The organism is Paenibacillus sp. S28 (assembly GCF_016624415.1).
GTDB classification, from domain to species: Bacteria; Bacillota; Bacilli; order Paenibacillales; family Paenibacillaceae; genus Paenibacillus_AQ; species Paenibacillus_AQ favisporus.
This window is the reverse complement of sequence record NZ_JACVTM010000002.1, coordinates 627,903-654,256: the sequence shown is the minus strand read 5'-3', so window position 1 is coordinate 654,256 and position 26,354 is coordinate 627,903. Positions and strand designations below refer to the sequence as shown.

The window sequence follows — 26,354 nt, the reverse complement described above, 5'->3', positions numbered from 1 at the left end:
TTTCGATTGCGCGCTTTCAGCTTATAAAAAGTCAGAACTGAAATCAAGCCTAAAGATTGGGCGCTTGACTTCAGTCCTGTCTATCGGTCATTATTAGGATCCTGAAATGAACATGTCCACGACGTAAGGCGACTTGATCGCAAAGCCTTCTGCGTAGGGAATGAGCCTGCGCTGGCCGGTCAGCCGGTCGCGGGATCTGACGCGTTCGATATATCCCTGATTCAGCGGGGTAACCACCGTATCCCCTTCAACCGGAGTTATCTCAAACTGCGACCGGTAACACAGGAGCGCCTGTTCCTTCATTTCCTGCTGTGCGGTAATATCCACCATCAAATCGGCTCTGCCCATATCATTAATGAAGTAAAAATACAGCTGCTCCACCTGTACAGGCGGCTTGTCCGGCATGTACCGGCGCAGCTTGGCGTTGAACACCGCTTCCTCAACCAGCTTGCTGCAGGCTACATGATCGGGATGGCGGTCTTCCCAATACGGAGCGAAAACGACCCTCGGCGCATGACGGCGGATTTCCGAAGTGATGGCTTCCACATGTTCCGGCGTGATGAATAGTCCACGGTCCGGCAGTCCAAGGCTGCTCCGCATGGAAAGACCAAGAACGCCAGCCGCGGCTGTCGCTTCCTGCTTCCTGCGCTCGACCGTTCCATTAGAGGACATTTCCGCATAGGTCAAATCGCAGATCCCCACTTTAAGCCCGGCCTGCACATGCTTGATGATCGTGCCGCCCATCCCGATTTCGGCATCGTCCGCATGGGCGCCGAAAATCAGAATATCCAGCCGTTCACTCATATTTCAGCACCCGGCTTATATTTATGTACCAGCTCGCGCCAGGCAAAATCTCCGCGGTCCAGCGCCTTGACCAAAATTTCGGCCGTTGCGATGTTGGTCGCAAGCGGAATTCCCTGGACGTCGCAAAGACGGAGCAGCGCATTGATGTCCGGCTCGTGAGGCTGTGCCATCAGCGGATCCCGCAGGAAAATAATGAGGTCCATCTCATTCTCGGCCACGAGCGCCCCGATCTGCTGGTCACCGCCGAGCGGACCCGACATGAACCGGTGGATTTTCAGGTCGGTGCCCTCCATAATCCGCTGTCCGGTCGTTCCTGTGGAATACAGCTGGTGTCCCTCAAACACATGCTCATAAGCCGTGACAAAGTTGACCATCTCGTCTTTTTTTCGGTCATGTGCGATGAATGCGATTTTTAGCATGTTGTAACCCCTCCTGAACTACTCTATAAAATGGTCAAACCCGTAAACCATACCCTCGTACGTCATAACCTTCTCGACCGCCATTTTGACGCCAGGCATATATCCTGCCCGCTCATAGGAATCGTGGCGGATCTTCAGCGTTTGGCCAAAGCCTCCAAACAATACCTCCTGCTGGGCGAATACGCCAGGAAGGCGGACGCTGTGAATGCGGAAACCGTTATAATATCCCCCGCGAGAGCCTTCAATCGTCTCTTCCTCGTTCGGATTTCCCTGGCGGATCTCCTGGCGGTTCTGGGCAATCATCTCTGCCGTTTTGATGGCGGTGCCGGAAGGCGCGTCGAGCTTCTGATCCCCATGGAATTCCATGATTTCGAGATGTGGGAAATACTTGGCTGCCTGCGCCGCAAATTTCATCATCAGTATGGCCCCGATGGAGAAATTCGGTGCGATCAGCCCGCCGATCCCCTTCTCCTTGCACTGCTTGTCCAACTCTTCGATTTGTTCCGGGGTGAAGCCCGTCGTGCCGATCACGGGACGAACCCCGTGGTTTACGGCCAAGACCGTATTGGGGTATGCGAACTGCGGCGTCGTAAAGTCCACAAGCACGTCCGGCTTACCTTCGACCAGTGCCATCTCCAGATCGGAGGTCAGCTTCACGCCGCATTCCGGCAGCCCGGCCAAAGTGCCCGCGTCCGTCCCCTCTCCGGACCGTCCGACGGCGGCAACCAGCTCCAGATCGGGATCCTCGAGTACCAGTTTGACGACTTCCTTGCCCATTCTGCCTGCTGCTCCTGCGACGGCTACTTTGATGGTTGACATGTTAGCTCCCCACTTTCTCATGATTTATAGAATGAACTAAAGAAAGTCCTTTTCTGACACGGAAAAATGACCCGGGGATCCAGACATTACATGAGATAAACTTTAGTTCATTCTATTTAGGTGGATGAATCGTATAAATACGAGTTTAGCCGGCCTTTTAATTGCTCCAGCATATCCTGCAGGCCGTGGTCATGGGGTTGAAGGGCGATGACTTCCTTGATAGCCGATATGGCAAGCGCGTGCTCGTTCAGCTGGCTGTAGGCAAGCGCAAGCCAAATATACGCCTCCCCGTAGAGTGGGTCGAGCCGCACCGCTTCCTTCAAAATAGATACCGTTTCATACAATTGATTGGCAGGTGCTACATCGGGAGAATCGATCGTTTTCTTCGCATCCTGCACGATGCGCATCGCCTGCAAATGCTGAACATACAAACCGTATTCCGGCTTATCGGGTGCAAGCCTGGAGGCTTCTAGCGCACGTTCCATGGCCTTATCCAGCCGGTTGCTTCTTGCATAAGTTACGGAGCATCTATAATGAATTTCTGCATCCTCGGGGTTTTCGGCGATCGCTGCTTCAAACCAATGAAGTGCTTCTTCAAAATCGTTCTGCAAAATACAATGGTAAGCCTTTTGGACAAAAGGTTCGGACTGCATGGCTGCTCCCCCCGTTCAGGCGGTTTTCCTACAGCATATGTTCATTTCGCCTAATCGGTGTCCTTTTTCGTCCAACGGTCCTTATCACGCGTATTGAATTTGTGCATGACCTTGTCGTGCGCTTCCGTCAGGTCGATCCCCAGCGAATTCGCAAAGCACATCGTTATGAACAAAATATCTCCGAGCTCGAGCTCAATGGAATTATCCGCTTCGGAAGACTTCTTCGGCTTTTCCCCGAACCGGTGGTTCACCTCGCGGGCCAGCTCACCGACCTCTTCGGACATCCTTGCCAGCATCGATAACGGACTGAAATACCCTTCTTTGAACTGGGAGATGTACCGGTCGACTTCCCGCTGCATCTCTGCCAATGACTTCTCCATGATACCGAACCGTCCCCCTCTTTCGTATGTACAATGCTTCACGTCACGCCGGACGCTAGTTTACTCCATATGTTATCGCAAAGCGGAAATGAAAACAAATATTTTTTAATCGCCGGGGAAAAAGGTATACTATGGAATGGAGCGAAGAAAAACCTTTCTTCCTACTTCTGGTATTGCGGGGGATTTCATGAGTTCATCCAAGTTGTTTATTCAGCTCAAGCTCGTATTGCCCATCATTTTGGGCTCTGCCGTATATGCCTTCGGCCTGCTTTATTTCATTATCCCTAACCAGCTGATGGAAGGGGGCGTTACAGGGGTAACGGTCCTCCTGAATTATGCATTTTCCATTCCGCCTTCCCTGTCGACCCTGGTGCTGAACATCCCGCTCTTCCTTCTCGGCTGGAAGATCCTTGGCGGCAGACAGATGATTTATACGGGCGTCGGGATCGCATCGCTGACGTTTTTTCTGTGGTTCATCGAAAAGCTGATCGATGCCGGGTGGATCACGCCGTTTCAAACGGAAAGAGACTACATATTGGCTTCCCTGTATGCAGGCGTCACTCTCGGAGCCGGACTGGGCATCGTATTCCGCTTCGGCGGGACGACCGGCGGATCGGATATCATTGCACGCATTTGCAATCGGCGATTTGGCTGGAGCATGGGACGGGTCATCCTCGTGATCGATATTATCATTATCGGAGCTTCCCTGTTCTTCATCCCTAGAGAGCGGATCCTGTACACCTTCGTAGCCGTCTTCATCGCCTCCAGGGTGATTGACTTTATCCAGGAAGGTGCCTATGCAGCCAAAGCCTTTACGATTATTAGCGACCACGCCCAGGAAATCGCCGACCAAATCACGGTCGAGATGGAACGGGGCGTCACGCTGATTCCGGCCATAGGAGCGTACTCCAAGCAGGCCAAGCATATGGCCTACTGCGTCGTCGGACGCCAGGAGATCCGCAGGCTCAACGATATTGTGAAATCGGTGGACCCGCGGGCATTCGTCATCATTAGTGATGTGCATGACGTTCACGGCGAAGGTTTTAAGGAAGAATAATCGGAAGCACAAAAAAAGCCCGCCGGCTCTTGAAGCTGGCGGGCTTTTCCAATGGACAGCAAATGCGGCCCAGTACCCCCCATAAGAACTACAGCTCTTTGGGCTTCACGCTTTTAAAGCTGTCCCGCTCCCCTTTATATTTCCGGTAACCGGTATAAGTCAGGATCAGGATGATAAACGAGCCGGCCCAGAAGGTCCACGGCCACAGTCCGTTGACCTCGTCAATGGGGGCGAAAGCCGGGTTATCGTCTTTTTTCTTACCGAATAAGCCGTTAAACACTTCTTCGCCGGAAGTCACGACATTCTGAATTTCGGCAGCCGAAGACGATGAAGACTGAACCAAGCCGCCTGCATAAGATACCCAGGCATCCGCTGCTGTGATTTCCTCCGGCTTACGCTGAATGATCACGGCCGGGCGAATGATCTCATAATGGTTCTGAAGGCTCTCGTAAGCCGCTTTCATCCCCCGGGAGTCGGCAGCGGCCGCTCGGGCCTTCATTTCGCTCAGATCCTCACGAAGCACCTTGTAGTACTGCATCCACATCGGCTGCTTGGGGTGACTTAAGCTGTCCGCTGCCAACCGAAATTTGGCCGAAGCGGTCTGCCATTGTTCCTGCTGGATTTGCGCCTGATTCGTCGCTTCCTTCATTTCCACCAAGCTCTCCGACAAGGCATGAAATCCTTCCACACTCGTCAAGCCTTGAAAGGAAGAATGCTCAAATATATCGCTGGCCTGCAGAATTTCCTGCCGGACGAGATTGATGTTACCTTCCAGTACATGCTGATAAAGCGAGTCGGCCAGCATATCTAGCTGCTCCGCCTGCTTCACCGCCTCAGCATTCCCGCCTGAGCCTCCTGCAGCCGACAGCGTATCGGCGTCCGCCGCCACCCAGGATAGACTGCAGCCGAGTCCAAGCAGCACCATGATGACCGCCAGGCTCCATCTGGCAGCCGTGCCTCTACGTAACATGGGACATCCCTCCTACCGTATATGTATGGCAGAAGGGATGTCCCTAGAACTGAACTTGAAGTCAGCGCCTTGCCTGTCTGATGACAAGCCAAGCCAGCAGCGCGCTGAACAGCGTCAAACCGAAGGTAAAATATTGTACGCTCGCGATATCGTCCATCAGCTGAACGGGCAGCCAAGGAAATACCCCGTATGTATAGTCCACCGTATCGTTCAGGAATGTCCAGGCCGCAGCCGGAATCAGCATCGTCTCGCCTAACTTGAACAGGCGGACGTACAGCAGCGCTTCAATGGCCATCGCCGAATGGGAGATGACCAACATCCAGTCCTGCCATACCAGCGGGGATCCCTGTGCATATCCGGCAAATATGATACTCACCGCCCAAATGCCGTATTTCACCGACGTGACAACGGCCAGCGCCTCAATCAGCAGCCGGAATCCGTAGCCGGACTTCGTCTTAGGCGGATACAGCAGCATATAGATTGCGATCGTAAAAAATAAGCTTGCCGTCGGACTGTCCGGAACGAAAATGACCTGCCAGAAGGGATTGTTCGCCACGGTATATTCCATTTGTTCCGCATACCAATAGTAACCGTATACTGTTCCGAGCAGGTTGCACCATAACAGGAGCCATAAAAATCCCCGGTTTCCGAGGAGCGAACGGCTCCAGAAATAAGCGATCGACACGCTTGTCCCTCCTTGTACTCCCACGATCCCTTTGCCGCTAAAGCTGGGCTATTGAGCTTCGTTCATCGTGTTTTTAGCATGTAAGCCGTACTTTCTGACCTCTTAAAAAAACCTGATCGTAAATACGATCAGGTTTTCATAAGTATGGCCGCTTATTGCTCTGCCTTTTGCTTCGAAAGCCATTCTGCCAAATGATCGATGTCTTTGTCGGTCAGGCCTGCAGCGATTGCTGAGTCGTACATGGCAGGCATCTTTCCTTCATAGCCCTCTTTGATGATTTTCAGAATGTCTTCTTTGTTATGTTTGTCGCCGACTCCACGGAGAGACGGACCCGCAGCACCTTTCATATCCGCTGCGTGGCAGGTAATGCAGCCTGCTTTTTTATAAGATTCCATTGCCGGATCTTCTTTATCGACGATCGCAATCTCTTTTTGCTGGTTCGCGCTGGTCGTCGGAAGCCCTTTTGCCTTGTTCTCGGCCGCTTTCTCTTCACGCTGGATGTTCTCCGGAATTTGACCGGTTGCAGCCATTTCTTCTTTGTAGTGATGCCATGCGCTGTTTGTTAAATAAACGCAGGCGATCAAAGACAGCAGCATTAACGAGGATGCGATCGGTCTACGATAGAAGCGGCGTTCTTTGCCTGTGTCCAGAAACGGTGCCAATAGCAACGAACCAAATGCTACACCACTCACCCCGATGACGCCTAACACGACATAATCACCAGATGCATATGGCAGCTTCAGGTATTGATACAGGAACAAGAAGTACCAGTCAGGCATTGGAATAATAGACGCGCTCGGGTTCGCAGGAAACCAAAGTGGAGCAGGCTCCGCAATGGTGAGTACGAGAAATCCGACGAGTACAACAACACCGACCATCCATTCTTTCAAAAGAAAGTTAGGGATAAACGCTTCCGATTTACCTGGATATGACGTGTAGTCCGGCGGCGTAATGAACCCGTTGCCTTTGCGGACGCGCGAGTCGCCTACATACACCACTTTTTCTTTTGAATTGTTTCCGTGTGTCATCGATATTCCTCCCTTCTTATTATAGTGGACCGGAAATGCCCTGTCTGCGGATCATGATAAAATGTCCGACCAGAAGAATGAGCAACACGGCCGGGAGGAAAAAGACGTGAAGTGCGAAGAAACGCGTTAACGTCTCGGCGCCTACGATTGTACCGCCCTGCAGGAATTCCTTAATGATTGGTCCAAGCCATGGAACGGAATTCGCAATTTCCAGCGTAACCTTTGTTGCAAAGTAGGCCTTGTTATCCCATGGAAGGAGATAGCCTGTCAGGCCCAAGCCCAACATGATAAAGAATATCAGCATACCCACAACCCAGTTCATTTCGCGAGGCGCCTTATAGGAACCTGTGAAGAACACGCGCATGGTATGTAGGAACATCATAACGATAACCAAGCTCGCCCCCCAGTGATGCATACCGCGGACGATTTGCCCGAAGGCTACTTTCGTCTGGAGGTACTCAACGCTGGCGTAGGCGTTAATGATGTCCGGAACGTAATACATGGTCAGGAACATCCCCGACAGGATCTGGATGACCGTGATAAAAAACGTCAATCCGCCAAAACAATATACAAACGCAGAGAAATGATGCGCCGGGTTAACGTGCTCCGGCACTTCATGGTCCGCCACGTCTCTCCAAATCGGCGTGACATCAAGACGTTCATCAATCCAGTTGTAGACATTCTTAAACATCCGAATCTACGCCTCCTATTTCACTTCAGTATTTGGCTCTACCCCGCCCAAATAAATCCAACCGTTTTCAATTTTCAATTTGTAGGTGTCGAGCGGCTTCGGTGCTACAGCCAAGTTCTTGCCTTCTTTGGTATAACGTGCCCCGTGGCATGGGCAGTGGTATTCATCCGGGAAGCTTTTATCATTGTTCCAGCCGACCGTACAGCCCAAATGCTTACAGATCGGGGACAGCGCATAGATTTTCCCCTGTTCATCCTTGCGTATCCAAGCGGTTAATGTAGCAGTGCTTGCATACCATCCATCCTGCTGCTTCAGCTCAAAAGAGAATTCTTGAGGCTCGTCGGTAATTTTGCTTTCTTCGACAACTTTAATGAACTCTCCCTCGCCCTTCTTGTGCAGGATCGGATCCACAGCAAAACGCACCATCGGCAGGACTGCACCGGCTGCCATGTAAGCAGTGGCACCGCCCAATGTATAAGTCAGAAATTGTCGACGGGACATTTCTTTACGACCGGGTGGTTTGTGAGATGGTTCATGGTGCTCATTTTGGTTGCTCATAATGTCTTCAACCCCCTTTGTCAACCAAGTCTTAAAGTGCTTTCAATGATTATTATCACACGACTTACTAGGACATAATAATAATATATTAGCCTTATAAGACCGTCAAGAATATCCAACTCTTTTATGAGGCGGAAGAAGATTTACCCAATTAAATTGTTGAATTTCTGTCACATTTCCATCTTGCTGTCACGCTGCCACATTTCCTGTATTTTATCCTTAATCTGGCCTGCTATACCTGCTCCGCCCGTTTCTTCATTGAATACTACTTTCCGGGACAGAACCAAATCGCAGCCTTCAATCTGGCCTTGGATCAGCTCGATGTCTGCTGTCATGACAATGACGTAAGCAAAGCCCGCTTCCCTTACATTGTGACAAACTTCCTGCAATAACGACAAATCCTCCCCTTGGCCGTATTGTACGGCCGGATATGTAATGATCCTCCCTTTAAACGGGATCTCGACCAGGTCCATAAAATCCCGCAGCCGCGCCAGTGCCTCCGTCGCTTCTATGGGAGACTCTTTGCCCGACAGGCCGGTGTAAGGGATGAGGCAGGTGTCGTAATAGGGGGAGAGCTCACTCCATGTTGCCTCTTCCACTTCGCTGAACTTCATTCAAGGGTTCACCCTTTCCATTATTTTTCACCATTCCATTCTATAATATGCTTGTTCCCGTGTCAGCAATTTGTAAAATTCATTGGCGCAGGCCATCCCAACAAAAAAGAAATGCAGCATGGATGTCTGCATTTCTTTTCATTTATTCCACTTAATTAAGCAACTTCAGTTCATCCGTCAGGTTACGGAAAGCCGCCTCGTCTCCGGATGCCAGAGCCCTGTCTATTTCGCGGTAAAGCTCTTCGCTCCGGTGTTTTCGCAACGCTTCGTCCCATACCATTTCAGCCGCCAGCCCCAACATGACTTCATAAGTAGCTTTCATCTTATCCATTAGGATGCACCTCCGAACCTTTGATTAGAACATCCTATACTCTTTACCCTTGTCCACATAGTTTTGAGTGGTACGATACATTCTGCGCAAGTCTTCTTCGGTTAATTCACGGACCACTCTCGCCGGCGAACCCAGAGAAAGCGTATAGGGTGGTATTTTTTTGTTTTCAGTAACGATAGATCCTGCCCCTATTAAAGCATATTCACCAATCTCGGCCCCGTTCAGTACGATGGCCCCCATTCCGATTAATGTACCTTTGCCTATTGTGCAGCCGTGAACGATGGCGGCATGTCCGACAGAGACGCCGTCCTCTAGAATCAGCGGCTCGTCCGTATTGACGTGACCTACCGCTCCATCCTGAATGTTGCACCGGTCACCGATCACGATGGGTGCCATATCACCCCGAAGCACGGCGTTAAACCATACGCTTGATTGCTGTCCAATTTGAACGTCACCGACAATTTTGGCACCCTCCGCAACATAGACGGACGGGTGGATCTTTGGCAGATGCTGGCCGTAAGGTAACAGCATATTTTCATCACCCCTTAACTTTGGGAGTGATTGTAACAAGGCGGCTATGACTTGTCAATGAGCGGTTCCAGCTCGCCGCTTCCGAGGTTCAGGCTTTTGCTGGCCAGCTTTTGTCCGAAAGCAGTCATTTTCAGAACCATGCCGCTCTCCGGACTTTCTCCGATGCGGATCAGCCCAAGATGCATCATCATCGCGATAATTCTTTCATTTAATATCGACTCTGCAGTGTCGTAATAAAACGGTTTGATCAGCCAGCCCAAAGCATCATGCAGGGAAGCGGCGGTTACCCATTCCTTGGCGCATTCCCCGGTCCAATAGACGAGGGATGCCAAGTTAGGTATGGCGCTTTTATAAAGTTTTAACCAAAAGCGGAAAATTTGTACCATGCTCTCTTTCGTCCCGCTTTCCAGCAGCTCTGCGCCCTTGCCCGACAGCTCCAGCCGGCTGCCGTTTTCTTCGATATATCTGTGGTAGAACGCATAGTCATACAGAAGCGCCATCCGGTTGGGGTATGCATTGAAGCTCCTGCCGTAGCCAAAGCGCCATCCCCCTTTGGTCAGCAGGGGCTCGCTGACATGGAACATGTCCATTAACTGCTGCTGGTATCGCTTGTACATCACGAATTCCTGATTCAGCTCGATCTCCTGCTGGTCCACATACTTCAGCATGTACATCAGATCCTCGGCGCACAGATCCTGCTCTTCCCGGTAAACCGGAGGCTCTCCGGATTTAACGACCTTTCGCTTCAGCGTGTGTCCAAGCTCGGCCCGGAACCGGTCCTTCAGATCGCTCGGCATTTGAAACAGATATTTGGTGCTGGATGTCATCCCGTTGAACAGCCAGCCGCTGCGCTTATAGCGGGCGATAGCTTCCCTCGGAGTCTCATGCACCTCGTTTGCCGGGATGTCAAAAGTCGTCTGCCGGACGACAGCCGCCAAATCTTCTACGCTGTAAAACGATCTGCTGTCAAACAAGACTGAATTCAGAAAGCGTAAATCTTGAAGGGAAACCGTGTTGACCTGCTGCGCGATAAACTCCCTCCGGTTCAGCGTGACCAGGATGCTCTGAATCAGTTCATGCTTGGAATTCCGTTTGCACTGGCATTGGTAGTGGCTTGCAATGGTAGTCAGCTGGCCGATATCCGCATACGAAAGCATATCCGCTAAATTCATGTCATCATCGCCTCGCCGTTTTACTACCATTATGGGAATTATTACAATTTTTATTCGATCCGGGCAAAAAAAATAACCCGGCGCTTGTCCGAGTTATCCGTTCTTTTCCGCCAGATGGCGGGTGCAATTATAGAGGAGCGGCACCCAGTCGATATCCTTTTTCTCCAGGATCGTAAGCGACAGGTTGCCAATCCGTTCCGTATATTTATCCCTGTACAGTGACTTGTACAGCTGTGCCAGCAGCCCGCCGTGACTCACGACGAGCATGTTTTTATCGGGGTAAGCCGTCCACATATCCTCCATAAACGCCAAAGCTCTAGCCTCAATCTGCTCGATTGTCTCCTGTCCCAGGTCATGCACGTCCCACTGCTTGCCCCAGCGGCTTTCCCGCTCATCGGCCGTCAGTCCCTCCGCTTGCCCAAAACTCCGTTCATTCAGCCGCTCATCGGGCTCAAGGAGCGGAATGTGGAGCTTGTCGGCCAGAATTTGCCCGGTTTCCCGCGCGCGGGAGAGCTTGCTGCTGATGATAAAATCCCAGCGGTACGGTTCGTGAAGCAGCCTTTCCCCAAGCCGTTCCGCCTGCTGCCTGCCCTCTTCATTTAAAGGGATATCGCTCTGTCCCTGAATTTTGCCGAGCTTATTCCAATCCGTCAGGCCGTGGCGGATCAAACCGATCATCATACGCGTACCCCCTTTCTTCTATATATATATGCGAAAGAACCTATTTCCTGATACGGCTGACCCTTCCCAATGAAAAGAGGGCCATTCCTACCCCGAGTACCGACAGAATCATCCAGTACTGTGGATGGGTCGGACCCATACCGGCGACAAGCGGCTCGATAATCCCGCTGTTCGTCTTCGGGATCACATAACTGACCTGTTCCGTCACCACGGACGAACCCGCAACGCCGGTCGGAAGAATCCCGGTAGGTACAGCTTCGGCTGTCTCTTTAACAAACGGCTTATCCATGATGGCCCAATACAGAAAGCTCACCAAAAATACCATGACAAACCCGGCAATCCACCAGGACATGCGTTTTCGGGTAGATGCAGGTACAGCAAAAGGTTTGCTCTGATCCGGAATCAGCCACGGAGACTCCCGGTATATACGGTCCATGACGTTCCGGTTGATTTCCTCCGCCTGTTCTTCCGTCGGCTCCTCCTGCAATTCCATCATGAGAAGCCGGCTTTCCTTCCATAACGCCAATTCTGCTTGGCAATCACTGCAAGTGGCTGTATGCTGTTCGAGCTCAATCCGTCTCGGATCGTCTTCTTCCAAATCCAAAACGATGCCGAACAGGCTGTGAGCCTCATCGCAATTCATTTGCTTTTCATCCCTTCATATTCTTCATACGTCAGCTCGTAAAAATACGGCTCCAGCTGAACTTTTACACTGGACCTTGCCCGGAATAGAAGAGATTTAACAGAGCTGACGCTTTGACCTAAAATGTCGGCAATCTCCTGGTAATCGAGCTGATCGTATTCCCGTAAAATGATCGCGGATCGCTGCTTTTCCGGAAGGTTGTTAATGGCCTCGCGAACCAGCTCCACCTTCTCGGTGCGCAAAATGGCCTGCTCCGGTGCCACCTCCATCGGTGCAACCGGTGTAACCCCGCTCTCCTCCAGCGGCACATTGGCGCTGCGCTGCTTTCTCAGCTCGCTGAGCACCGTGTTCCGGGCAATCGTATAGAGCCATGTGGAGAACGACGCGTCGACCTCACGAAACGAATGCAGGCTCTTGAAAGCCTTATAAAAAGTCTCTGAACACAGGTCTTCCGCCATTAACTCCAAATGTGAACTTTTAAGCATATGATATACAAAAGCCAATATTTTCCGCTGATAACGGCGCATCAATTCAGAGAAGAGCTCAACATTGCCCTTCTTGATGTCCTGTATCATCTGCGAATCCGTCATTTCCATTGTGACCTCCTCGACCGTACACAAGCATCCCCGTTCGATTCAGTTATATGTTTGTACTGAACAGGTGATGAAAAGTTGCGGTATTTACGCCACCGCGCGGCAGTATAAACGTCCAAAAAGCTATGTATTCGGCAAAATCGGCAACGATTCTACAAATATATCATTTCCATTGTAACATATTAATTCCTGCTAGTCAGTCGAACCTCAAACGGAATTGCCAAATCCAAGGAGATATTAACGCTTTTTGGGACACGCTGAATCATCACTAATCTCTTAATAGACGAATTTCGCCCCGTAAATGTTGCTAGATTATAGAAAAAAATGGCCGCAAAATAAAAAAAGGCAAAAAAAAACCACCCGCATCGGGTGGCTGCACAAAGTGCCATTTATTTGGATAGGAGTGGAGAGAAACCATACTGTACTTTTATTATATGTATACGTTTTCATTTTGTCAACACTAAAGTAAGCGTTTTTTTGTAAACGTTTTAAAATTTACTGCGATACCTGATAACTCATGGATTGCAGCAGTTCCTTGGCCCGCTCCAAATCATGTTCCTGCCTGAAGGACAGGCGCAGAATGCCCGGGACATCCTCCCGGCTCTCGATGATCTGCATGTTGCTGAGGTTGATGTGCCTAACGCCCAGCTCTGTGGCGATTTTTCCGATAATACCGGGCGTATCCGGTACGTCGAGGTACAGATCAAAACTAGGCGTAATCATGCCCTTGCGGCGTTCCGGAAGCTCGCTGCGGAAATCGTTCGCCTTGGCAAACGCCTCTTGAATGGCCTGTCCATCGCCCTCTTCCAGCATCTCTACGAACGCGGCGATGCCTTCATTCCAGTCCTTGAGCTGTCTGAGCAGCACGTTTTTGTTGCCCAGCAGAATGTCGCGCCATATCAGCGGATCGCTGGATGCAATCCGGGTAATGTCACGAAAACCGCCTGCCGCCAGCAGCCGGTATAAGGAATTGGAATGATTATAATCGCACACCTGGTTCACCAGCGCCACTGCGATGATATGCGGCAGATGGCTGATCGCCCCGACGATTTCATCGTGCAGGACCGGATCCACCTTGACGATTTGGGCGCGGGTGTAAGACAGCAGCTGCGCCAGCGCATCATAAGCATGATCAGGCGTGCCCGGAGGCGGAGTCAGCACGTAATACGCGTTCTCAAACAGCAGCGGCGTGGCCGCCTCTACACCGGAACGCTCGGAGCCGGCCATCGGGTGCCCGCCGATGAAGTAAAAGTCCTTGAAATCATGCGCACGCGCCGCCTGCGCGATGCTTGCCTTCGTGCTGCCCACATCGGTGATGATGCAGCCCTTTTTCAATGGCAGGGCGCTTAACCGGTCCAGGTATTCTTCCAGCATACCGACAGGAACGCACAAAAAAATGAAGTCCGCATCAAGTGCGGCTTCTTCCATGGACAGCGTCGCTGCGTCGACGACGCCGCGGCTCATATATTTGTCGGCCAATTCAGGGAGATGGGCATGGCCCACGACGGTTAAGCCGGGCTTCCCTTTAAAGCAAAGCGCCAGCGAACCGCCGATCAGACCCACTCCAAATATAGCAATCTTCGTTGTATTCATGTTCCCTCACTCGTTTGTTCGCACTTACTGCACTTGGGCCTTATCTTCGCTCAATACTTGCTCCAATGCGTGAATAAATGCTTTATTTTGTTCCTCGGATCCAACGGTTACACGAACATGATTCGGATACTTGCCGAATCCGGCGCGAACGATGATCCCCTTCTGAAGCAGCGATTGGAACATTTCCACCGCAGGCTTACGCACATTGACCATAATAAAGTTGCCGTGCGCAGGGAAGTAATCGAGGCTTAGCCGGTCGAACTCAGCCTGCAGCTGCTTGATGCCCTCCGCGTTCGCGGTGCGGCAGTTGGCCACGTATTCCTGATCGGCAAGCGCCGCTTTGGCCGCTGCCTGGGCTGCCCGCGTCGTGTTGAACGGTTCGCGCACCCGGTTGATCAGCTGAATGACTTCAGGCTGAGCTACGCCGTAGCCGATCCGCAGGGAAGCCATGCCGTAGATCTTCGAGAAGGTCCGGAGAACGACCAGGTTTGGATATTGGGATAGGAGCTTGCTTCCGTCCGGATAGGAGAGGTCGGTTACATACTCGAAGTAAGCCTCATCCAGCACGACCATCACATTCGATGGAACTTGATCCAGGAAACCAGTCAATTCGGTTTCGGAGAGAATGGTTCCCGTCGGGTTGTTCGGATTGCAGATCCACACGATCTTCGTCTTGCTGCTGAGCTTGGCGAGCATCGCTTCAAGATCATGCTTTCCGTTCACCAGCGGAACCTCGATGCTGACGGCCCCTTCGATGTCGGCGTTGCTTTTATACACGGAGAAGGTTTGATCCGCCATGATAGTTTCGTCGCCGGAAACCAAGAACGCGCGGCAGATCAAGGCGATGACTTCGTCCGATCCGCAGCCGAAAATGATTTGCCCGGGCTCAACACCCAGGAAGCGGGCCACTTCAGCCGTAAGTTCCACCGCGCCTCCGTCCGGGTACAGACTGATGTTGTCGAGCTCGGCAAGCACCGCCTCCTTTACACGCGGCGAAGCGCCGTAAGGATTTTCGTTGGAAGCCAGCTTGATGACTTCGCTGAGACCAAGCTCCCGCTTGACTTCTTCAATCGGTTTGCCCGGCTCATAGACCGGAATGTTCACTATCTGGGATTTTGGTTTCACCGTATCCCCCCTCACTTTCAACTCAAGATTATGGTTTTAATTGTGCCACAAATTCACGGATTTGCAAAAGGCCCTGTTCATGCGTATCTCCGCCCTGCAGCAGCGGAATGGCTTCTTCGACCTTGCGGACGATGGCGCTGCCCACGACGACACCGTCGCAGATCCGGGAAAAGCGCACCGCCTGCTCCCTGTTCGAAATACCGAAGCCAATAGCTACCGGAATGTCCGTATACTTCTTCACGCTGGCGATGAAATCTTCCACGCCTTCGTGGAAGCTCGCCCGCTCACCCGTCACGCCGAGCGAGGATACGCAGTAAATGAAGCCTCTGGCTCCTTCCACGATCGATTTGATCCGCTCATGGGAGGTCGGAGCCACCAACGGAACGACATGGATATCCGAGCGCTCGGCCCGGGTGCGCACGTCGGCTGACTCCTCGATCGGCAGGTCCGGAATGATGATGCCGCTGATGTCATGCGCTTTGACCTCTTCAAAAAAGCGGTCCAGCCCGAACTGAAGCACCGGATTGTAATAAGTAAACAGGATGAACGGCAGCTTCACCCCGGCCTTTCGTGCTCTGACCGCCGTTTCCATGCAGGTTTTGATCGTTACCTGATGCTTCAGCGCCCGCTCGGAAGCCCGCTGAATAACCGGGCCGTCGGCCAAGGGGTCCGAATACGGCACGCCCAGCTCGATCATGTCGGCACCGGCCGCTTCGAGACCGGCTATAATTTCAACCGACGTATCGGGATCCGGATCACCGATGGTCAGAAACGGAATCAGAGCCGTTAGATTCTCCTGTTTAAGACGGGCAAACGTTTGATCCATCAAATTCATGCCTGTTTACCTCCCGTATAAGCCATGATGGACTCCACGTCCTTGTCTCCCCGTCCGGACAGGCAGATGACAACAATGTCGTCCTCACTGAGCCGCGGCGCCATCTTCACCACTTCAGCGATCGCATGTGCGGATTCCAGGGCCGGAATGATCCCTTCCGTCCGGCATAGCAGCTGAAGCGCATCGAGCGCTTCCTGGTCCGTTATCGGAACGTATTGGGCGCGCTCAATATCCTTAAGGTAAGAGTGCTCCGGTCCGACGCCCGGATAATCCAGGCCGGCCGATATGGAGTGGGCTTCCTGTACTTGGCCGAAATCGTCCTGCAGCAGATAGCTCATGGAACCTTGGAAGACGCCATGGGTGCCCTTGCTCATCGTCGCCGCGTGGAAGGCGGTCTCCACGCCTTTACCTGCGGCCTCCACGCCGATCAACCGGACGTCCTTGTCTTCGATAAACGGATAGAACATGCCGATCGCATTGCTGCCGCCGCCGATGGCTGCCACTACATAGTCCGGAAGACGCCCTTCGGATTCCTGGATCTGGCGGCGCGTCTCGTCGCCGATAATCCGCTGGAAGTTGCGCACCATCATCGGATACGGATGCGGCCCTACGGCAGAGCCAAGGATATAGAACGTATCGTCGACATGGCTGACCCAGTACCGCAGCGCCTCGTTGCCGGCATCCTTCAGCGTGCGCGAACCGGATGTAACGGGTACGACTTCGGCGCCCAGCATCTGCATCCGGAATACGTTCAGCGCCTGCCGCTTCGTATCCTCTTCCCCCATGAACACCTTGCATTCCATGCCCAGAAGTGCGGCTACGGTTGCCGTTGCCACACCATGCTGGCCTGCTCCCGTCTCGGCAATGACCTTCGTCTTGCCCATTCGTTTGGCGAGGACGCCTTGTCCGAGCGCGTTGTTGATTTTATGGGCGCCGGTATGATTGAGATCCTCCCGTTTCAGGTAGATCTTCGCCTGCCCCAAATGCTTGCTGAGACGCTCCGCATAGTACAGGGGCGTCTCACGGCCGGAGTACTGCTTAAGCAGATAGTTCAGCTCCTCCTGGAAGCTTGGGTCGTCCGAATATCGGTTGTATGACTCCTCGAGCTCGATCAGCGCGTTCATGAGCGTCTCGGGAACGAATCTTCCGCCAAATGGTCCGAAGCGCCCGTTCTTGTCTGGTAATTGTGTTGTCATGCCTGCTTCACCCTTCCCACAAATGCTGCGATTTTGTCTATATCCTTCACTCCGTCACTTTCCACGCCGCTGGAAACGTCTACGCCGTCCGGGCTGTACTTATCAATCAGCTCGGCCACGTTGGACGGCAGAAGGCCTCCGGCTACAAACAGCGGAATCCCTTGGGCTCTCGCCCAATCGCGGTATGCCGGTATCTCCTCCCAGGCAAACGTGCTTCCCGATCCTCCGCCATACACCGGATCGAATGTATCAAGCAGCAGGCCATCGATCACGCCTGCGTAAAGTTCATGATTTATAGATGCTTCGGAATTCTCATTAAGGGATTGAACTGATAGTACCTTGAATACCCGGGTCCCCAAGCGCTCCTTGACCTCCCGGCAAAATTGCGGGCTTTCCTGTCCATGGAGCTGAACGACGTCGAGCTGGGCCTCCTCCACGATCGCGGCAAGCTCTTCCAGGTCCGGGTTGACGAACACGCCGACGCTTTGCGGAATTTCGGGCGTCTTCCACGCCTTCAGCTGCGCTGCAAGCAGGGCAGCCTGCTCAGGCGTTACCCGGCGCCGGCTCGGTGCGAATACGAATCCGATATAATCCACAGGCAAGTTTACCATTGATTTTAGCACTTCAACGTCCTGAAGTCCACAAATTTTTACCGCCGTCTCACCCACGATGCTTCACTTCTTCCCCGGATAAGGTCGGCCCCATCAAGTCACGGACCGCCTCCGCGATGTCATCCCGGCGCATGAAATACTCTCCGATCAGCACGCCGCTTGCTCCCGCCTGCTCCAAATACGCCATATCTTCTTTGCCGGCGATACCGCTCTCACTGATGACCGGAATCCCTTGTGGAATCAGCTCCCGAAGCTTTGCCGTTGCCTCCAGGGAAGTCTCGAACGTATGCAGATTCCGGTTATTGATCCCGATCAGCGCCCCTTGATGCAGATCCGCTCCGAGGCCAAGCACGGCTTCGAGCTCTTCCCGGCTGTGAACCTCAATCAGGGCGTCGAGCCCGAGCGCACCCGCCCGCTGCAGGTAAGCGGCGATTTGATCGGGCTCCAGAATGGCCGCGATCAGCAGCACCGCGTCCGCACCGAGGAGGCGGGCTTCATAAATTTGCCGCTCGTCGATGATGAAGTCCTTCCGCAGCAGCGGCAGGTTCACCGCGGCGCGCACATCGCGCAAATATTGCCCGCTCCCCTGGAAGTATTCAACGTCCGTCAGAACCGACAGGCAGTCGGCCCCTGCCGCTTCATAAGCCTGGGCGATACGCACCGGATGAAAATCCGGACGGATGAGACCCTTGGAAGGTGACGCCTTCTTGACCTCGGCGATCAGACCCATGCTCCGCTTGCGTCCTGCAGTCAGCGCCCGGTGGAACCCTTTGGTTGCGGGCATCGCAGCGATTTGGCGCTCCGCTTCCGCAAGTGAAAAATGCTCGGCGAGTCGGGCCACCTCGGTCCGTTTGGTTTGTACGATTTTATCAAGATACATAGCTCAGCTCTCCTGTCATTTGGATCAGTTGCTCAAGTTTGGCCGATGCGCTGCCGTTGTCGATAGCCCGTGCCGCCGCCTGTACGCCTTCCGCGATGCTGTCTGCTATGCCCGCGACATAGATACATGCCCCCGCGTTGGCCAGCACGATGTCGCGGTACGGGCTCTTCTCGCCTGCTAGCACCGAGCGGATAATGGCGGCATTCTGCACCGCATCGCCGCCCAGAACGGCTTCCAGCGGGTGGGCGTCCAACCCGAGATCATGCGGGTGAATCTGATAGGTCCGCACTTCGCCGTGACGCAGTTCGGAAATTTGCGTCGGCCCCGAGATGCTGATTTCGTCCAGCCCTTCCAGGCTGGTCACAACAAGCGCCCGTTTGGAGCCGAGCTCCTTCAGCACGTTTGCGATCGTTTCGGTCTTGTTCCGGTCGTAGATACCCAGCAGCTGACGGTCAGCTCCGGCCGGATTCGTCAGCGGTCCGAGCATATTAAATACCGTCCGCACGCCGAGCTCCTTGCGCGGAGCGGCTGCATGCTTCATGGACGGATGGTAGATTTGGGCAAACAGGAAGCAGATGCCGATTTCCTCGAGGCACTGTTTAGCCTGTTCACTGCTCAAGTGAATGTTAACGCCGAGTGCCTCCAGCACATCGGCGCTGCCCGCGCGGCCGGAGGCCGAGCGGTTGCCGTGTTTTGCCACCCGGACCGAAACGGAAGAAGAAATAATCGCCGAGACGGTGGAAATGTTGAATTTGTGGATCCCCGATCCGCCCGTTCCGCAGGTATCCAGCAGCCTAGCGTTATCGGTCGTTACATGGCTCGCGACGCTTCTCATCGCTTCGGCAAACCCCGTAATTTCCTCCACGGTCTCCCCCTTGATCCGCAGCGCCGTCAGCAGCGCCCCGATCTGGGAAGATGTCGCCGCTCCTTCCATGATGCACTGCATCAGTCCGCGGGCTTCCTCCCTTGAAAGATCCGCGCCTCCGATCAATTGTGACAAACTCGCATGTATCAATTCGCTTGCGCTCATGCTCTTTCCTCTCCTTTCCGGTCCATTAAGGTGTATATTCAAAGAAATAATCCTGATTGGTCACTTCCCGCTCCAGTTTGACCGGCGGGAACATCGCTTCCGCCGTCCGGATCGATTTCAGGAGCGCTTTGGCTTTGTTCACCGTCTCCTCATACTCTTTCTCCGGAACGGAGTCCCACACGATGCCCGCGCCCGCCTGCACGTACGCCTTGCCCTTGCGGAATATGATCGTCCGGATCGTAATACAGGAGTCCATGTTGGCGTTAAAGCCCAGATACCCGATAGCGCCGGCATAAGCGCCCCGCGCCTCCCGCTCCATCTCGGCGATGATCTCCATCGCTCTCAGCTTCGGTGCTCCGGACACCGTTCCCGCCGGCAGGCAGGACAGAAAGGCATCGAAGAAATCTTTGTCGTCCCGCAGCGTTCCCGACACATTCGAAACCATGTGCATCACGTGCGAATACTTCTCAATTTCCATAAAGCTGTCGCATTTCACGGTGCCGAACGCCGACACCCTGCCAAGATCGTTGCGTCCTAAATCCACGAGCATCAAATGCTCGGCGCGCTCCTTCTCGTCGGCGAGCAGCTCGGCGGCAAGACGGCTGTCTTCGGCCTCATCGGCCCCACGCGGCCGCGTGCCTGCGATCGGCCGGGTGCCGACCTTGTTGCCGTCGACCTTGACCAGCGCCTCGGGTGAGGTACCTACAATGATTTCTTCATGCATTTTCAAATAATACATATAAGGCGAAGGATTCAGTGTTCTCAGCACCCGGTACACATGCAGCGGGGACACTTCCGTCTCGATATGAAAGCGCTGGGACAGCACCACCTGAAAAATGTCCCCTGCGCGAATATACTCCTGCGCTTGGCGAACGTTCGCCATATACTGCTCCTTGGTCATGTTCGACTTGATTTCGCCGAGGTCGATATCCACCGGAATGCTGCGGCCGTTGACATTCTCTCGCGGCCCCTGCTCTTGCAGCTGCCCCGCGATCTCCTCCAGCCTGCGGTCCACCTCGTCATACGTTTTGCGGATCGCTTCGTCGTTGTCCCCTTCCTTTACATGCACGTTGCCGACCAGCAAAATTTGCTGCTTCACATGATCGAACACGATGACCGTGTCGCAGAACATGAAGCGGATGTCATCCATTCCCAGATCGTCGACCTGATGCGCGGGAAGCTTCTCATAATACTGCAGCAGATCGTATCCAAAGAAGCCGATCGCTCCTCCCGTGAACGGAGGAAGATCATCGAGTTTCGGGCTTCGATACGAGCGAAGCAGCGCTTTGAGCTCCTCAACAGGCTTCCCTTTCATGAGCTGCTTCTGTCCGCCCTGCTCCAGCACGATTTCCCCCTTCTTGCCGGAAATCATCATGAACGGGTCCGTCCCGATAAACGAATAACGGGCCCACTGGCTTCCTCCCTCCACACTTTCAAGCAGAAATGCGCATTCCCGCTGGGCATAGCGCTGAAATATACGGATTGGTGTTTCCATATCGGCCAGCAGCCTCTTGACGACCGGGATCAGATTGTACTGTCCGGCCAGGGCGATGACCTGCTCTTTACTAGGATTCAACATCGTGTACCCTCCTTCGATTGATCAGGACTTTGTTGAGCAGCAGACGCGAAAGCAACAAAAAAACCTCTACCGAAGTAGAGGTTTGGATTTCAATAAGTATATGAAAGAGTCCGACAGCATGAACCGCATCAGCATTCACGCGTCCCCTAATACAAGGAAACACCTTGACTGCCACAGCACGGACATGTTGACGAAATATAACATGCAACCCTATGGACTCTGCTCTTCTATACTTAACTCATCTCATCTAAACTCTACTCATCTCAACTACCTACACTATACAGGAACATTCCCTGTTATGGCAACCATGTTTTTCAAATCAGGCTTTAGGTGCGGCCAAATCCGGGCGCAGCTTCTTAGCTTCATTCAGGTAGACGTGGTTGATCTCTGCCTGGCCCTTCTCGGTATTGACCGTCACCATAAGTCGGATACAGCGAGGCAGGCTTCCCTTGACAGGAACCTCCATCGAACACATCAGCGGCACAAGCTCCCAGCCTTCCAGCTGGCGGATCGCTTTGGCAGGAAACGCTGCATCCAGATCTTGGGTCAGCGTAATCCAGATGCTGCAAATGTCTTCCGGATTGATCTCGTTGCGGTCGGCAATTTCCTTCATCAAACGAAGGGTTTCATCCAGAATTTCCTGTTCGTCGTTGCGGGTTACTGTCGTTGCTCCCCGTATTCCCCGGTTATACATGCTCAGGCTCCTTTCTTCTCAGCTCTTCGATCACTTCGCGGACCAGAGCCTCCGGAATGTCTTTCACAATGCTGACCTCCCCGATCCGATCCGGGACGATAAACACCATAGTACCTTCCGTAAATTTCTTGTCATGCTTCATCGCCGCGATCAGTTCATCCGTGGACAAGTGCTCCGGCAGTACGACCGGAAGCTTCAGTGCCTTCAGCATGGACACCGTTTCCGGATAGATGGAGGCATCGCGTCCCAGTTTGACAGCCAGCAATGCCGAGCCCGCCATCCCGATGGAAATCGCCTCACCGTGCAAAAATTCCCCATAGCCGCCAACCGCTTCAATCGCATGGCCAATCGTATGGCCCAGATTCAAAATGGCGCGCAGGCCGCCCTCGCGTTCATCGGCCGACACGACATCGGCCTTGATGGAGCAGCCGCGTTCCAATCCGTACGCCAGCGCCTCCCGGTCCAGGGACAGCAGCTCAGACGCGTGGTCGCGGCACCAGCCGGCAAACTCCGCATCCCGGATCAGGCCGTGCTTGACCATCTCGGCAAGACCGGCGGATACTTCGCGCGCCGGGAGCGTCTGCAGCGTATCCATGTCGTATAGCACCAGCTCGGGCTGGTGAAAGGCGCCGATCATGTTTTTCGCGAGCCGATGGTTGACGGCTACCTTCCCGCCGACGCTGCTGTCATGCGCCAGAATCGTGGTCGGAATCTGTACGAATTTGACGCCGCGCATATATGTAGCAGCCACGAAGCCGGCAAGGTCTCCAACCACGCCGCCGCCGAGCGCCAGAACAGCCGAGCTGCGGTCCAGACCGCCCTGGATGGCCGTCGTCATCACTTCTTCATACACCGTGAGGGACTTGGACGTTTCCCCCGACTTGACAATCGAGACGACCGCTGTATATCCCCGGCTTTCCAGACTTTGCTTGAGGGTGTCCAGATGGCGGGCCGCAACCTGCTCATCCGTGACGATCAGATGCGTGCTTTTCTTGGTCAGCCCATGCTTCTCCAGATAACTTCCTGTTTCGGGAAGAAGGCCCTGGCCAATATAGATCGGATACGAACGGTCGCCAAGCTCCACTTGTACGGTTCTCATCATCAGTACCTCTCCACTTGGGCAAGGTAATTTTCATAGTTGGCTTTGATTTCGTCCATGGAATCGCCGCCGAACTTCTCCAGGAACGCCTTGGCGATTTCCCATGCGACCACATGCTCCATCACCACGCTCGCCGCCGGAACGGCGCAGGCGTCCGAACGCTCTACCTGAGCGGTATACGGCTCTTTTGTATCAATATCCACGGTCTGCAGCGGTTTGTACAGCGTTGGGATCGGCTTCATCACACCCCGGACGACAACTGGCATGCCGTTGGTCATGCCGCCCTCAAAACCGCCCAGGCGGTTGCTGGCCCGGGTATATCCCTTGCCTTCCTCGTACAGGATCTCGTCGTGGACCTGGGATCCGCGCAGCACGCCGGCCTCAAACCCGATGCCGATCTCGACGCCTTTGAACGCGTTGATCGACATGACCGCCTGAGCGATCCTTCCGTCCAGCTTGCGGTCGTACTGCACATAACTCCCGAGACCGACCGGTACGCCCTCAACGACGCACTCCACGATCCCCCCGATGGAATCGCCTTCTTTCTTGATTTCATCGATGTAGGCTTCCATCTTCGCTTCCGTCTCAGGATCTACCACCCGAACCGAGGAAGCCTCGGTGCGTTCGATCAGTTCGTCGACGCTCAGGTTGTTGGCCGGCGCTTCAATTTCGCCGATCCGAATCACCTGGCCGGCAATTTTGATGCCGAAAGCTTCGAGAAACTGGCGGGCGATCGCCCCGCAGGCAACGCGTGCCGCCGTCTCTCGCGCGCTGGAGCGCTCCAGCACGTTCCGCAGGTCTTTATGGTTGTATTTCAGGCCGCCGTTCAGGTCGGCATGTCCCGGGCGGGGACGGTGAACGCGGCGTTTCTCTTCATCCGACCCTTCGATCGGCTCCACGTTCATGATGCTGCTCCAGCTCGCCCAGTCCTTGTTCTCAACCACGAGGGCAACCGGAGCTCCCGTCGTATAACCGTGCCGGACACCGCCGACAATATTCGCCGTATCCTTCTCGATTTGCATGCGGCGCCCGCGTCCATGCCCCTTCTGTCTGCGTGCAAGCTGAAAATTGATGGCTTCAAAGTCCAGTTTCAACTGGCTCGGTAATCCTTCGATAATGGCCGTGAGTTGAGGTCCGTGCGTCTCCCCCGCCGTTAAGTAGCGTATACTCATGGTGCTTTCCCCCTTTAAACTGTTAAACATTAACTGGCTAAAATCCGCAGATATCTTTTGCCATTATAGTATAGGTGCCACGCTTTGACAAGAAACCCCTATAGCTATATGCAATGTACTAAAGCCAGGGAAAACACTTCGGTTGTATTGAAGATGGATCAAGGAGAAGCTTGGTTCATATTAGCCCGTTATATTGAAATCCCACGATCAAGGCCAGCTGTTCGGTTCGTTTGCAACTTCAGTCCTTTGCATGGGGACACCCGAAAGAATAGCCCCGTAACCAAGCACAAAAAAGCACCGCCTTTCCTAATGAAAGTACGGTGCTTATTAGCGCCAGCTTCCGCCTGCCTACCGGCTGACCGGCTGACTGCTTCGCTGCGTATTCTTCTGACCTTCCAGGGAATCCTGTACCAGGCGGCTCAGCTGGACGCTCTCAATGCCCAGAATCTGTCCGCATTCCTGAATGGTAATAAACCCGCGCTGATACGCGGTAATTACCTTTCGTTTGTCCATGATGTGCAAACCTCCGCTTTGTCTGATGCCGTAATATAATCGTAGTATCGCAAAGAGAAGGTTTGAATATACCTTGACACCTTAAGCGTCGGCCTTTTTCCGGTAAAAAAAGGTTTCGGTCGGCTCGAGCCCGTATTGGCCGGGCGTAAAAATTTGCTCAGTGCTTCCCACAAAAAGATATCCCCCGGGACGCAGGGCAGCGGCGAATTTATGGTAAAGCTTGGCTTTGGCTTCTTCAGTAAAATAAATCATCACATTCCGGCAGACGATGAGATCGTGATTCTGCTCAAACGTGTCGGTCAGCAGATTCTGCTTACGGAATTGGACGTTTGCCTTGAGTCCTTCGCTGAACTTGTACATCGGACCTTCCTGGGAAAAATACCGGGCCGCGACTTCCTTCGGCACGTCCTTCAGCGAACGCTCGAGGTACAAGCCTTGTTTCGCTTTGGCCAGCGCGCCCTCATCGATATCTGTGGCGACCAGCGTACTCGTCTGCAGCAGCCCTTTGCCGTCCAAAATCATGGCCAGCGTATAGGGCTCCTCTCCCGTGGAACATGCGGCGCTCCACACCTTAAGCTTGGACCGCGCACCTGCGGTCAATTCCGGAAGGATCACATCGCGCAGCACTTCCCAGCGGTTCGGGTTGCGCCAAAATTCCGAGACGTTGATCGTCATCCGGTCCAGAAACTCATGAAACAAGCGCTTATCCTTTTGCAGCGCCTCGAAAAATTCCGCAAAACTGCTATATCCGTTCTTTACCCTGAGCGTCGTCAGCCGCCGCTTCATTTGGGCTTCCTTATAGTCCGAAAGGTCGATTCCCGTGCTTCGCTTAATATTCTGGATAAACCCTATGTAATCCGGGTCGGGCGTCCCTGGCTCTTCCGACGCGCCGCTATTATATAAAACAGGCTTTACATCCACGGCGTAATGCTGCGGTCGTAATCCACCAGTTCATGCGCTTCGAAGAAATTGGCGATTTCGCGTGCGCTGCTCTCCGGTGAATCCGAGCCGTGAATCAGATTATGGGGCGTATGGGAAGCGTAGTCCCCGCGGATGGTGCCCGGCAGAGCCTCCGTGACTTCTGTTTTGCCCATCAGAATGCGGGACAATTGAATAATGTTATCCCCTTCCCATACCATGGCGAACACAGGGCCGGACGTGATGAACTTTACCAGGTTGTCATAAAAGTCCTTGCCCTCATGCTCCGCGTAATGACGCTTGGCCTGCTCGTCCGACACCTGCACCAGCTTGCCGGCCACCATTTTGAAACCTTTGTCTTCCAATCTGCCGATAATTTTACCGATTAAACCACGCTGCACTCCATCAGGCTTGATCATTAAAAAAGTTCGCTGCATAAACTCACTCTCCATTTCCTCAAGTCATTGCGAATGTTGTACA

At 53.4% G+C, this 26,354-nt stretch carries 32 protein-coding genes; 1 reads left to right on the top strand and 31 read right to left on the bottom strand.

Annotated elements, in window-relative coordinates; translation table 11 throughout:
- Window positions 1-93: 93 nt before the first annotated feature.
- The 5 genes from bshB1 to IAE55_RS07540 all read right to left on the bottom strand — a co-directional run bounded on the left by bshB1 (window position 94) and on the right by IAE55_RS07540 (window position 3,075).
- On the bottom strand, window positions 94-804 hold the full coding sequence (gene bshB1 / locus IAE55_RS07560) for a bacillithiol biosynthesis deacetylase BshB1 (RefSeq protein WP_200631520.1): 711 nt from the start codon (window positions 802-804) through the stop codon (window positions 94-96).
- Complete coding sequence (gene mgsA, locus IAE55_RS07555) at window positions 801-1,223, bottom strand: methylglyoxal synthase (protein WP_116229712.1); 423 nt, start codon at window positions 1,221-1,223, stop codon at window positions 801-803. Before mgsA ends, bshB1 begins: the two co-directional genes overlap by 4 nt.
- An 18-nt stretch (window positions 1,224-1,241) precedes the next feature.
- Complete coding sequence (gene dapB / locus IAE55_RS07550; RefSeq protein ID WP_145023933.1) at window positions 1,242-2,042, bottom strand: 4-hydroxy-tetrahydrodipicolinate reductase; 801 nt, start codon at window positions 2,040-2,042, stop codon at window positions 1,242-1,244.
- 116 nt (window positions 2,043-2,158) lie between these two features.
- Entirely contained in the window at window positions 2,159-2,695 is a 537-nt protein-coding gene (locus tag IAE55_RS07545) for a tetratricopeptide repeat protein (protein WP_076170121.1), read from the bottom strand.
- A gap of 50 nt (window positions 2,696-2,745) precedes the next feature.
- Window positions 2,746-3,075 (bottom strand): nucleotide pyrophosphohydrolase, encoded by a 330-nt coding sequence (locus tag IAE55_RS07540; protein WP_200631518.1) that lies wholly within the window; start codon window positions 3,073-3,075, stop codon window positions 2,746-2,748.
- Between the two features lie 187 nt (window positions 3,076-3,262).
- Between IAE55_RS07540 and IAE55_RS07535 the strand changes: the two genes are divergently transcribed.
- Window positions 3,263-4,132, top strand: a complete 870-nt coding sequence (locus tag IAE55_RS07535; RefSeq protein WP_145158497.1) for a YitT family protein — start codon at window positions 3,263-3,265, stop codon at window positions 4,130-4,132.
- An 88-nt stretch (window positions 4,133-4,220) separates the two neighbouring features.
- Here IAE55_RS07535 and IAE55_RS07530 read toward each other — a convergent pair whose 3' ends face one another.
- The 26 genes from IAE55_RS07530 to ndk all read right to left on the bottom strand — a co-directional run bounded on the left by IAE55_RS07530 (window position 4,221) and on the right by ndk (window position 26,311).
- Window positions 4,221-5,102 carry a sporulation protein YpjB gene (locus IAE55_RS07530; RefSeq protein ID WP_200631517.1) on the bottom strand — a complete coding sequence of 294 codons (882 nt, stop codon included), beginning with the start codon at window positions 5,100-5,102 and terminating at the stop codon, window positions 4,221-4,223.
- A 61-nt stretch (window positions 5,103-5,163) separates the two neighbouring features.
- Window positions 5,164-5,787: a DUF1405 domain-containing protein gene (locus tag IAE55_RS07525; RefSeq protein WP_145158493.1), complete on the bottom strand. Its 624-nt coding sequence runs from the start codon at window positions 5,785-5,787 to the stop codon at window positions 5,164-5,166.
- Between the two features lie 152 nt (window positions 5,788-5,939).
- Window positions 5,940-6,815, bottom strand: coding sequence for a menaquinol-cytochrome c reductase cytochrome b/c subunit (locus IAE55_RS07520; RefSeq protein WP_200631515.1), 876 nt, complete (start codon window positions 6,813-6,815; stop codon window positions 5,940-5,942).
- Between the two features lie 19 nt (window positions 6,816-6,834).
- The gene (gene qcrB / locus IAE55_RS07515; RefSeq protein ID WP_076170115.1) at window positions 6,835-7,506 is read right to left on the bottom strand and encodes a menaquinol-cytochrome c reductase cytochrome b subunit; all 672 of its coding nucleotides are present in this window, start codon (window positions 7,504-7,506) and stop codon (window positions 6,835-6,837) included.
- A gap of 15 nt (window positions 7,507-7,521) precedes the next feature.
- Window positions 7,522-8,064, bottom strand: coding sequence for a ubiquinol-cytochrome c reductase iron-sulfur subunit (locus IAE55_RS07510; protein WP_181153012.1), 543 nt, complete (start codon window positions 8,062-8,064; stop codon window positions 7,522-7,524).
- Between the two features lie 170 nt (window positions 8,065-8,234).
- Window positions 8,235-8,678: a DUF2487 family protein gene (locus IAE55_RS07505; protein WP_200631513.1), complete on the bottom strand. Its 444-nt coding sequence runs from the start codon at window positions 8,676-8,678 to the stop codon at window positions 8,235-8,237.
- 151 nt (window positions 8,679-8,829) lie between these two features.
- Entirely contained in the window at window positions 8,830-9,009 is a 180-nt protein-coding gene (locus IAE55_RS07500; RefSeq protein WP_076170113.1) for an IDEAL domain-containing protein, read from the bottom strand.
- Window positions 9,010-9,033: 24 nt separating this feature from the next.
- Window positions 9,034-9,540: a gamma carbonic anhydrase family protein gene (locus tag IAE55_RS07495; protein WP_200631511.1), complete on the bottom strand. Its 507-nt coding sequence runs from the start codon at window positions 9,538-9,540 to the stop codon at window positions 9,034-9,036.
- Window positions 9,541-9,584: 44 nt separating this feature from the next.
- A complete protein-coding gene (locus IAE55_RS07490; RefSeq protein ID WP_105444693.1) occupies window positions 9,585-10,712 on the bottom strand; it encodes a hypothetical protein in 1,128 nt (375 codons plus the stop codon).
- A gap of 93 nt (window positions 10,713-10,805) precedes the next feature.
- A complete protein-coding gene (locus tag IAE55_RS07485; protein WP_145158489.1) occupies window positions 10,806-11,393 on the bottom strand; it encodes a histidine phosphatase family protein in 588 nt (195 codons plus the stop codon).
- Between the two features lie 40 nt (window positions 11,394-11,433).
- A complete protein-coding gene (locus IAE55_RS07480; RefSeq protein ID WP_152398289.1) occupies window positions 11,434-12,036 on the bottom strand; it encodes an anti-sigma factor in 603 nt (200 codons plus the stop codon).
- Entirely contained in the window at window positions 12,033-12,626 is a 594-nt protein-coding gene (locus IAE55_RS07475; protein WP_145159459.1) for an RNA polymerase sigma factor, read from the bottom strand. Before IAE55_RS07475 ends, IAE55_RS07480 begins: the two co-directional genes overlap by 4 nt.
- 498 nt (window positions 12,627-13,124) lie before the next feature.
- Entirely contained in the window at window positions 13,125-14,222 is a 1,098-nt protein-coding gene (locus IAE55_RS07470; RefSeq protein ID WP_089548044.1) for a prephenate dehydrogenase, read from the bottom strand.
- Between the two features lie 24 nt (window positions 14,223-14,246).
- Window positions 14,247-15,347 carry a histidinol-phosphate transaminase gene (gene hisC, locus IAE55_RS07465; RefSeq protein ID WP_200631509.1) on the bottom strand — a complete coding sequence of 367 codons (1,101 nt, stop codon included), beginning with the start codon at window positions 15,345-15,347 and terminating at the stop codon, window positions 14,247-14,249.
- 28 nt (window positions 15,348-15,375) lie between these two features.
- Window positions 15,376-16,182, bottom strand: coding sequence for a tryptophan synthase subunit alpha (trpA, locus tag IAE55_RS07460; protein ID WP_200631507.1), 807 nt, complete (start codon window positions 16,180-16,182; stop codon window positions 15,376-15,378).
- Entirely contained in the window at window positions 16,179-17,378 is a 1,200-nt protein-coding gene (gene trpB / locus IAE55_RS07455; RefSeq protein ID WP_200631503.1) for a tryptophan synthase subunit beta, read from the bottom strand. The genes trpA and trpB overlap by 4 nt, the downstream gene beginning before the upstream one ends.
- The gene (locus IAE55_RS07450) at window positions 17,375-18,046 is read right to left on the bottom strand and encodes a phosphoribosylanthranilate isomerase (protein WP_200631502.1); all 672 of its coding nucleotides are present in this window, start codon (window positions 18,044-18,046) and stop codon (window positions 17,375-17,377) included. The genes trpB and IAE55_RS07450 overlap by 4 nt, the downstream gene beginning before the upstream one ends.
- The gene (trpC, locus tag IAE55_RS07445; protein ID WP_145158479.1) at window positions 18,039-18,869 is read right to left on the bottom strand and encodes an indole-3-glycerol phosphate synthase TrpC; all 831 of its coding nucleotides are present in this window, start codon (window positions 18,867-18,869) and stop codon (window positions 18,039-18,041) included. Before trpC ends, IAE55_RS07450 begins: the two co-directional genes overlap by 8 nt.
- Entirely contained in the window at window positions 18,859-19,899 is a 1,041-nt protein-coding gene (gene trpD / locus IAE55_RS07440) for an anthranilate phosphoribosyltransferase (protein ID WP_200631501.1), read from the bottom strand. Before trpD ends, trpC begins: the two co-directional genes overlap by 11 nt.
- 25 nt (window positions 19,900-19,924) lie before the next feature.
- Window positions 19,925-21,478, bottom strand: a complete 1,554-nt coding sequence (gene trpE, locus IAE55_RS07435) for an anthranilate synthase component I (protein WP_145158475.1) — start codon at window positions 21,476-21,478, stop codon at window positions 19,925-19,927.
- A gap of 319 nt (window positions 21,479-21,797) precedes the next feature.
- The gene (aroH, locus tag IAE55_RS07430; RefSeq protein ID WP_076170100.1) at window positions 21,798-22,172 is read right to left on the bottom strand and encodes a chorismate mutase; all 375 of its coding nucleotides are present in this window, start codon (window positions 22,170-22,172) and stop codon (window positions 21,798-21,800) included.
- Window positions 22,165-23,271: a 3-dehydroquinate synthase gene (gene aroB, locus IAE55_RS07425; protein WP_200631719.1), complete on the bottom strand. Its 1,107-nt coding sequence runs from the start codon at window positions 23,269-23,271 to the stop codon at window positions 22,165-22,167. The genes aroH and aroB overlap by 8 nt, the downstream gene beginning before the upstream one ends.
- A 2-nt stretch (window positions 23,272-23,273) precedes the next feature.
- On the bottom strand, window positions 23,274-24,443 hold the full coding sequence (aroC, locus tag IAE55_RS07420) for a chorismate synthase (protein WP_076170099.1): 1,170 nt from the start codon (window positions 24,441-24,443) through the stop codon (window positions 23,274-23,276).
- Window positions 24,444-24,791: 348 nt separating this feature from the next.
- Entirely contained in the window at window positions 24,792-24,956 is a 165-nt protein-coding gene (locus IAE55_RS07415) for a hypothetical protein (protein ID WP_163879324.1), read from the bottom strand.
- Between the two features lie 81 nt (window positions 24,957-25,037).
- Window positions 25,038-25,877 carry a CheR family methyltransferase gene (locus IAE55_RS07410; RefSeq protein WP_280117506.1) on the bottom strand — a complete coding sequence of 280 codons (840 nt, stop codon included), beginning with the start codon at window positions 25,875-25,877 and terminating at the stop codon, window positions 25,038-25,040.
- Window positions 25,868-26,311: a nucleoside-diphosphate kinase gene (ndk, locus tag IAE55_RS07405; protein WP_076170097.1), complete on the bottom strand. Its 444-nt coding sequence runs from the start codon at window positions 26,309-26,311 to the stop codon at window positions 25,868-25,870. The genes IAE55_RS07410 and ndk overlap by 10 nt, the downstream gene beginning before the upstream one ends.
- Window positions 26,312-26,354: the final 43 nt, after the last annotated feature.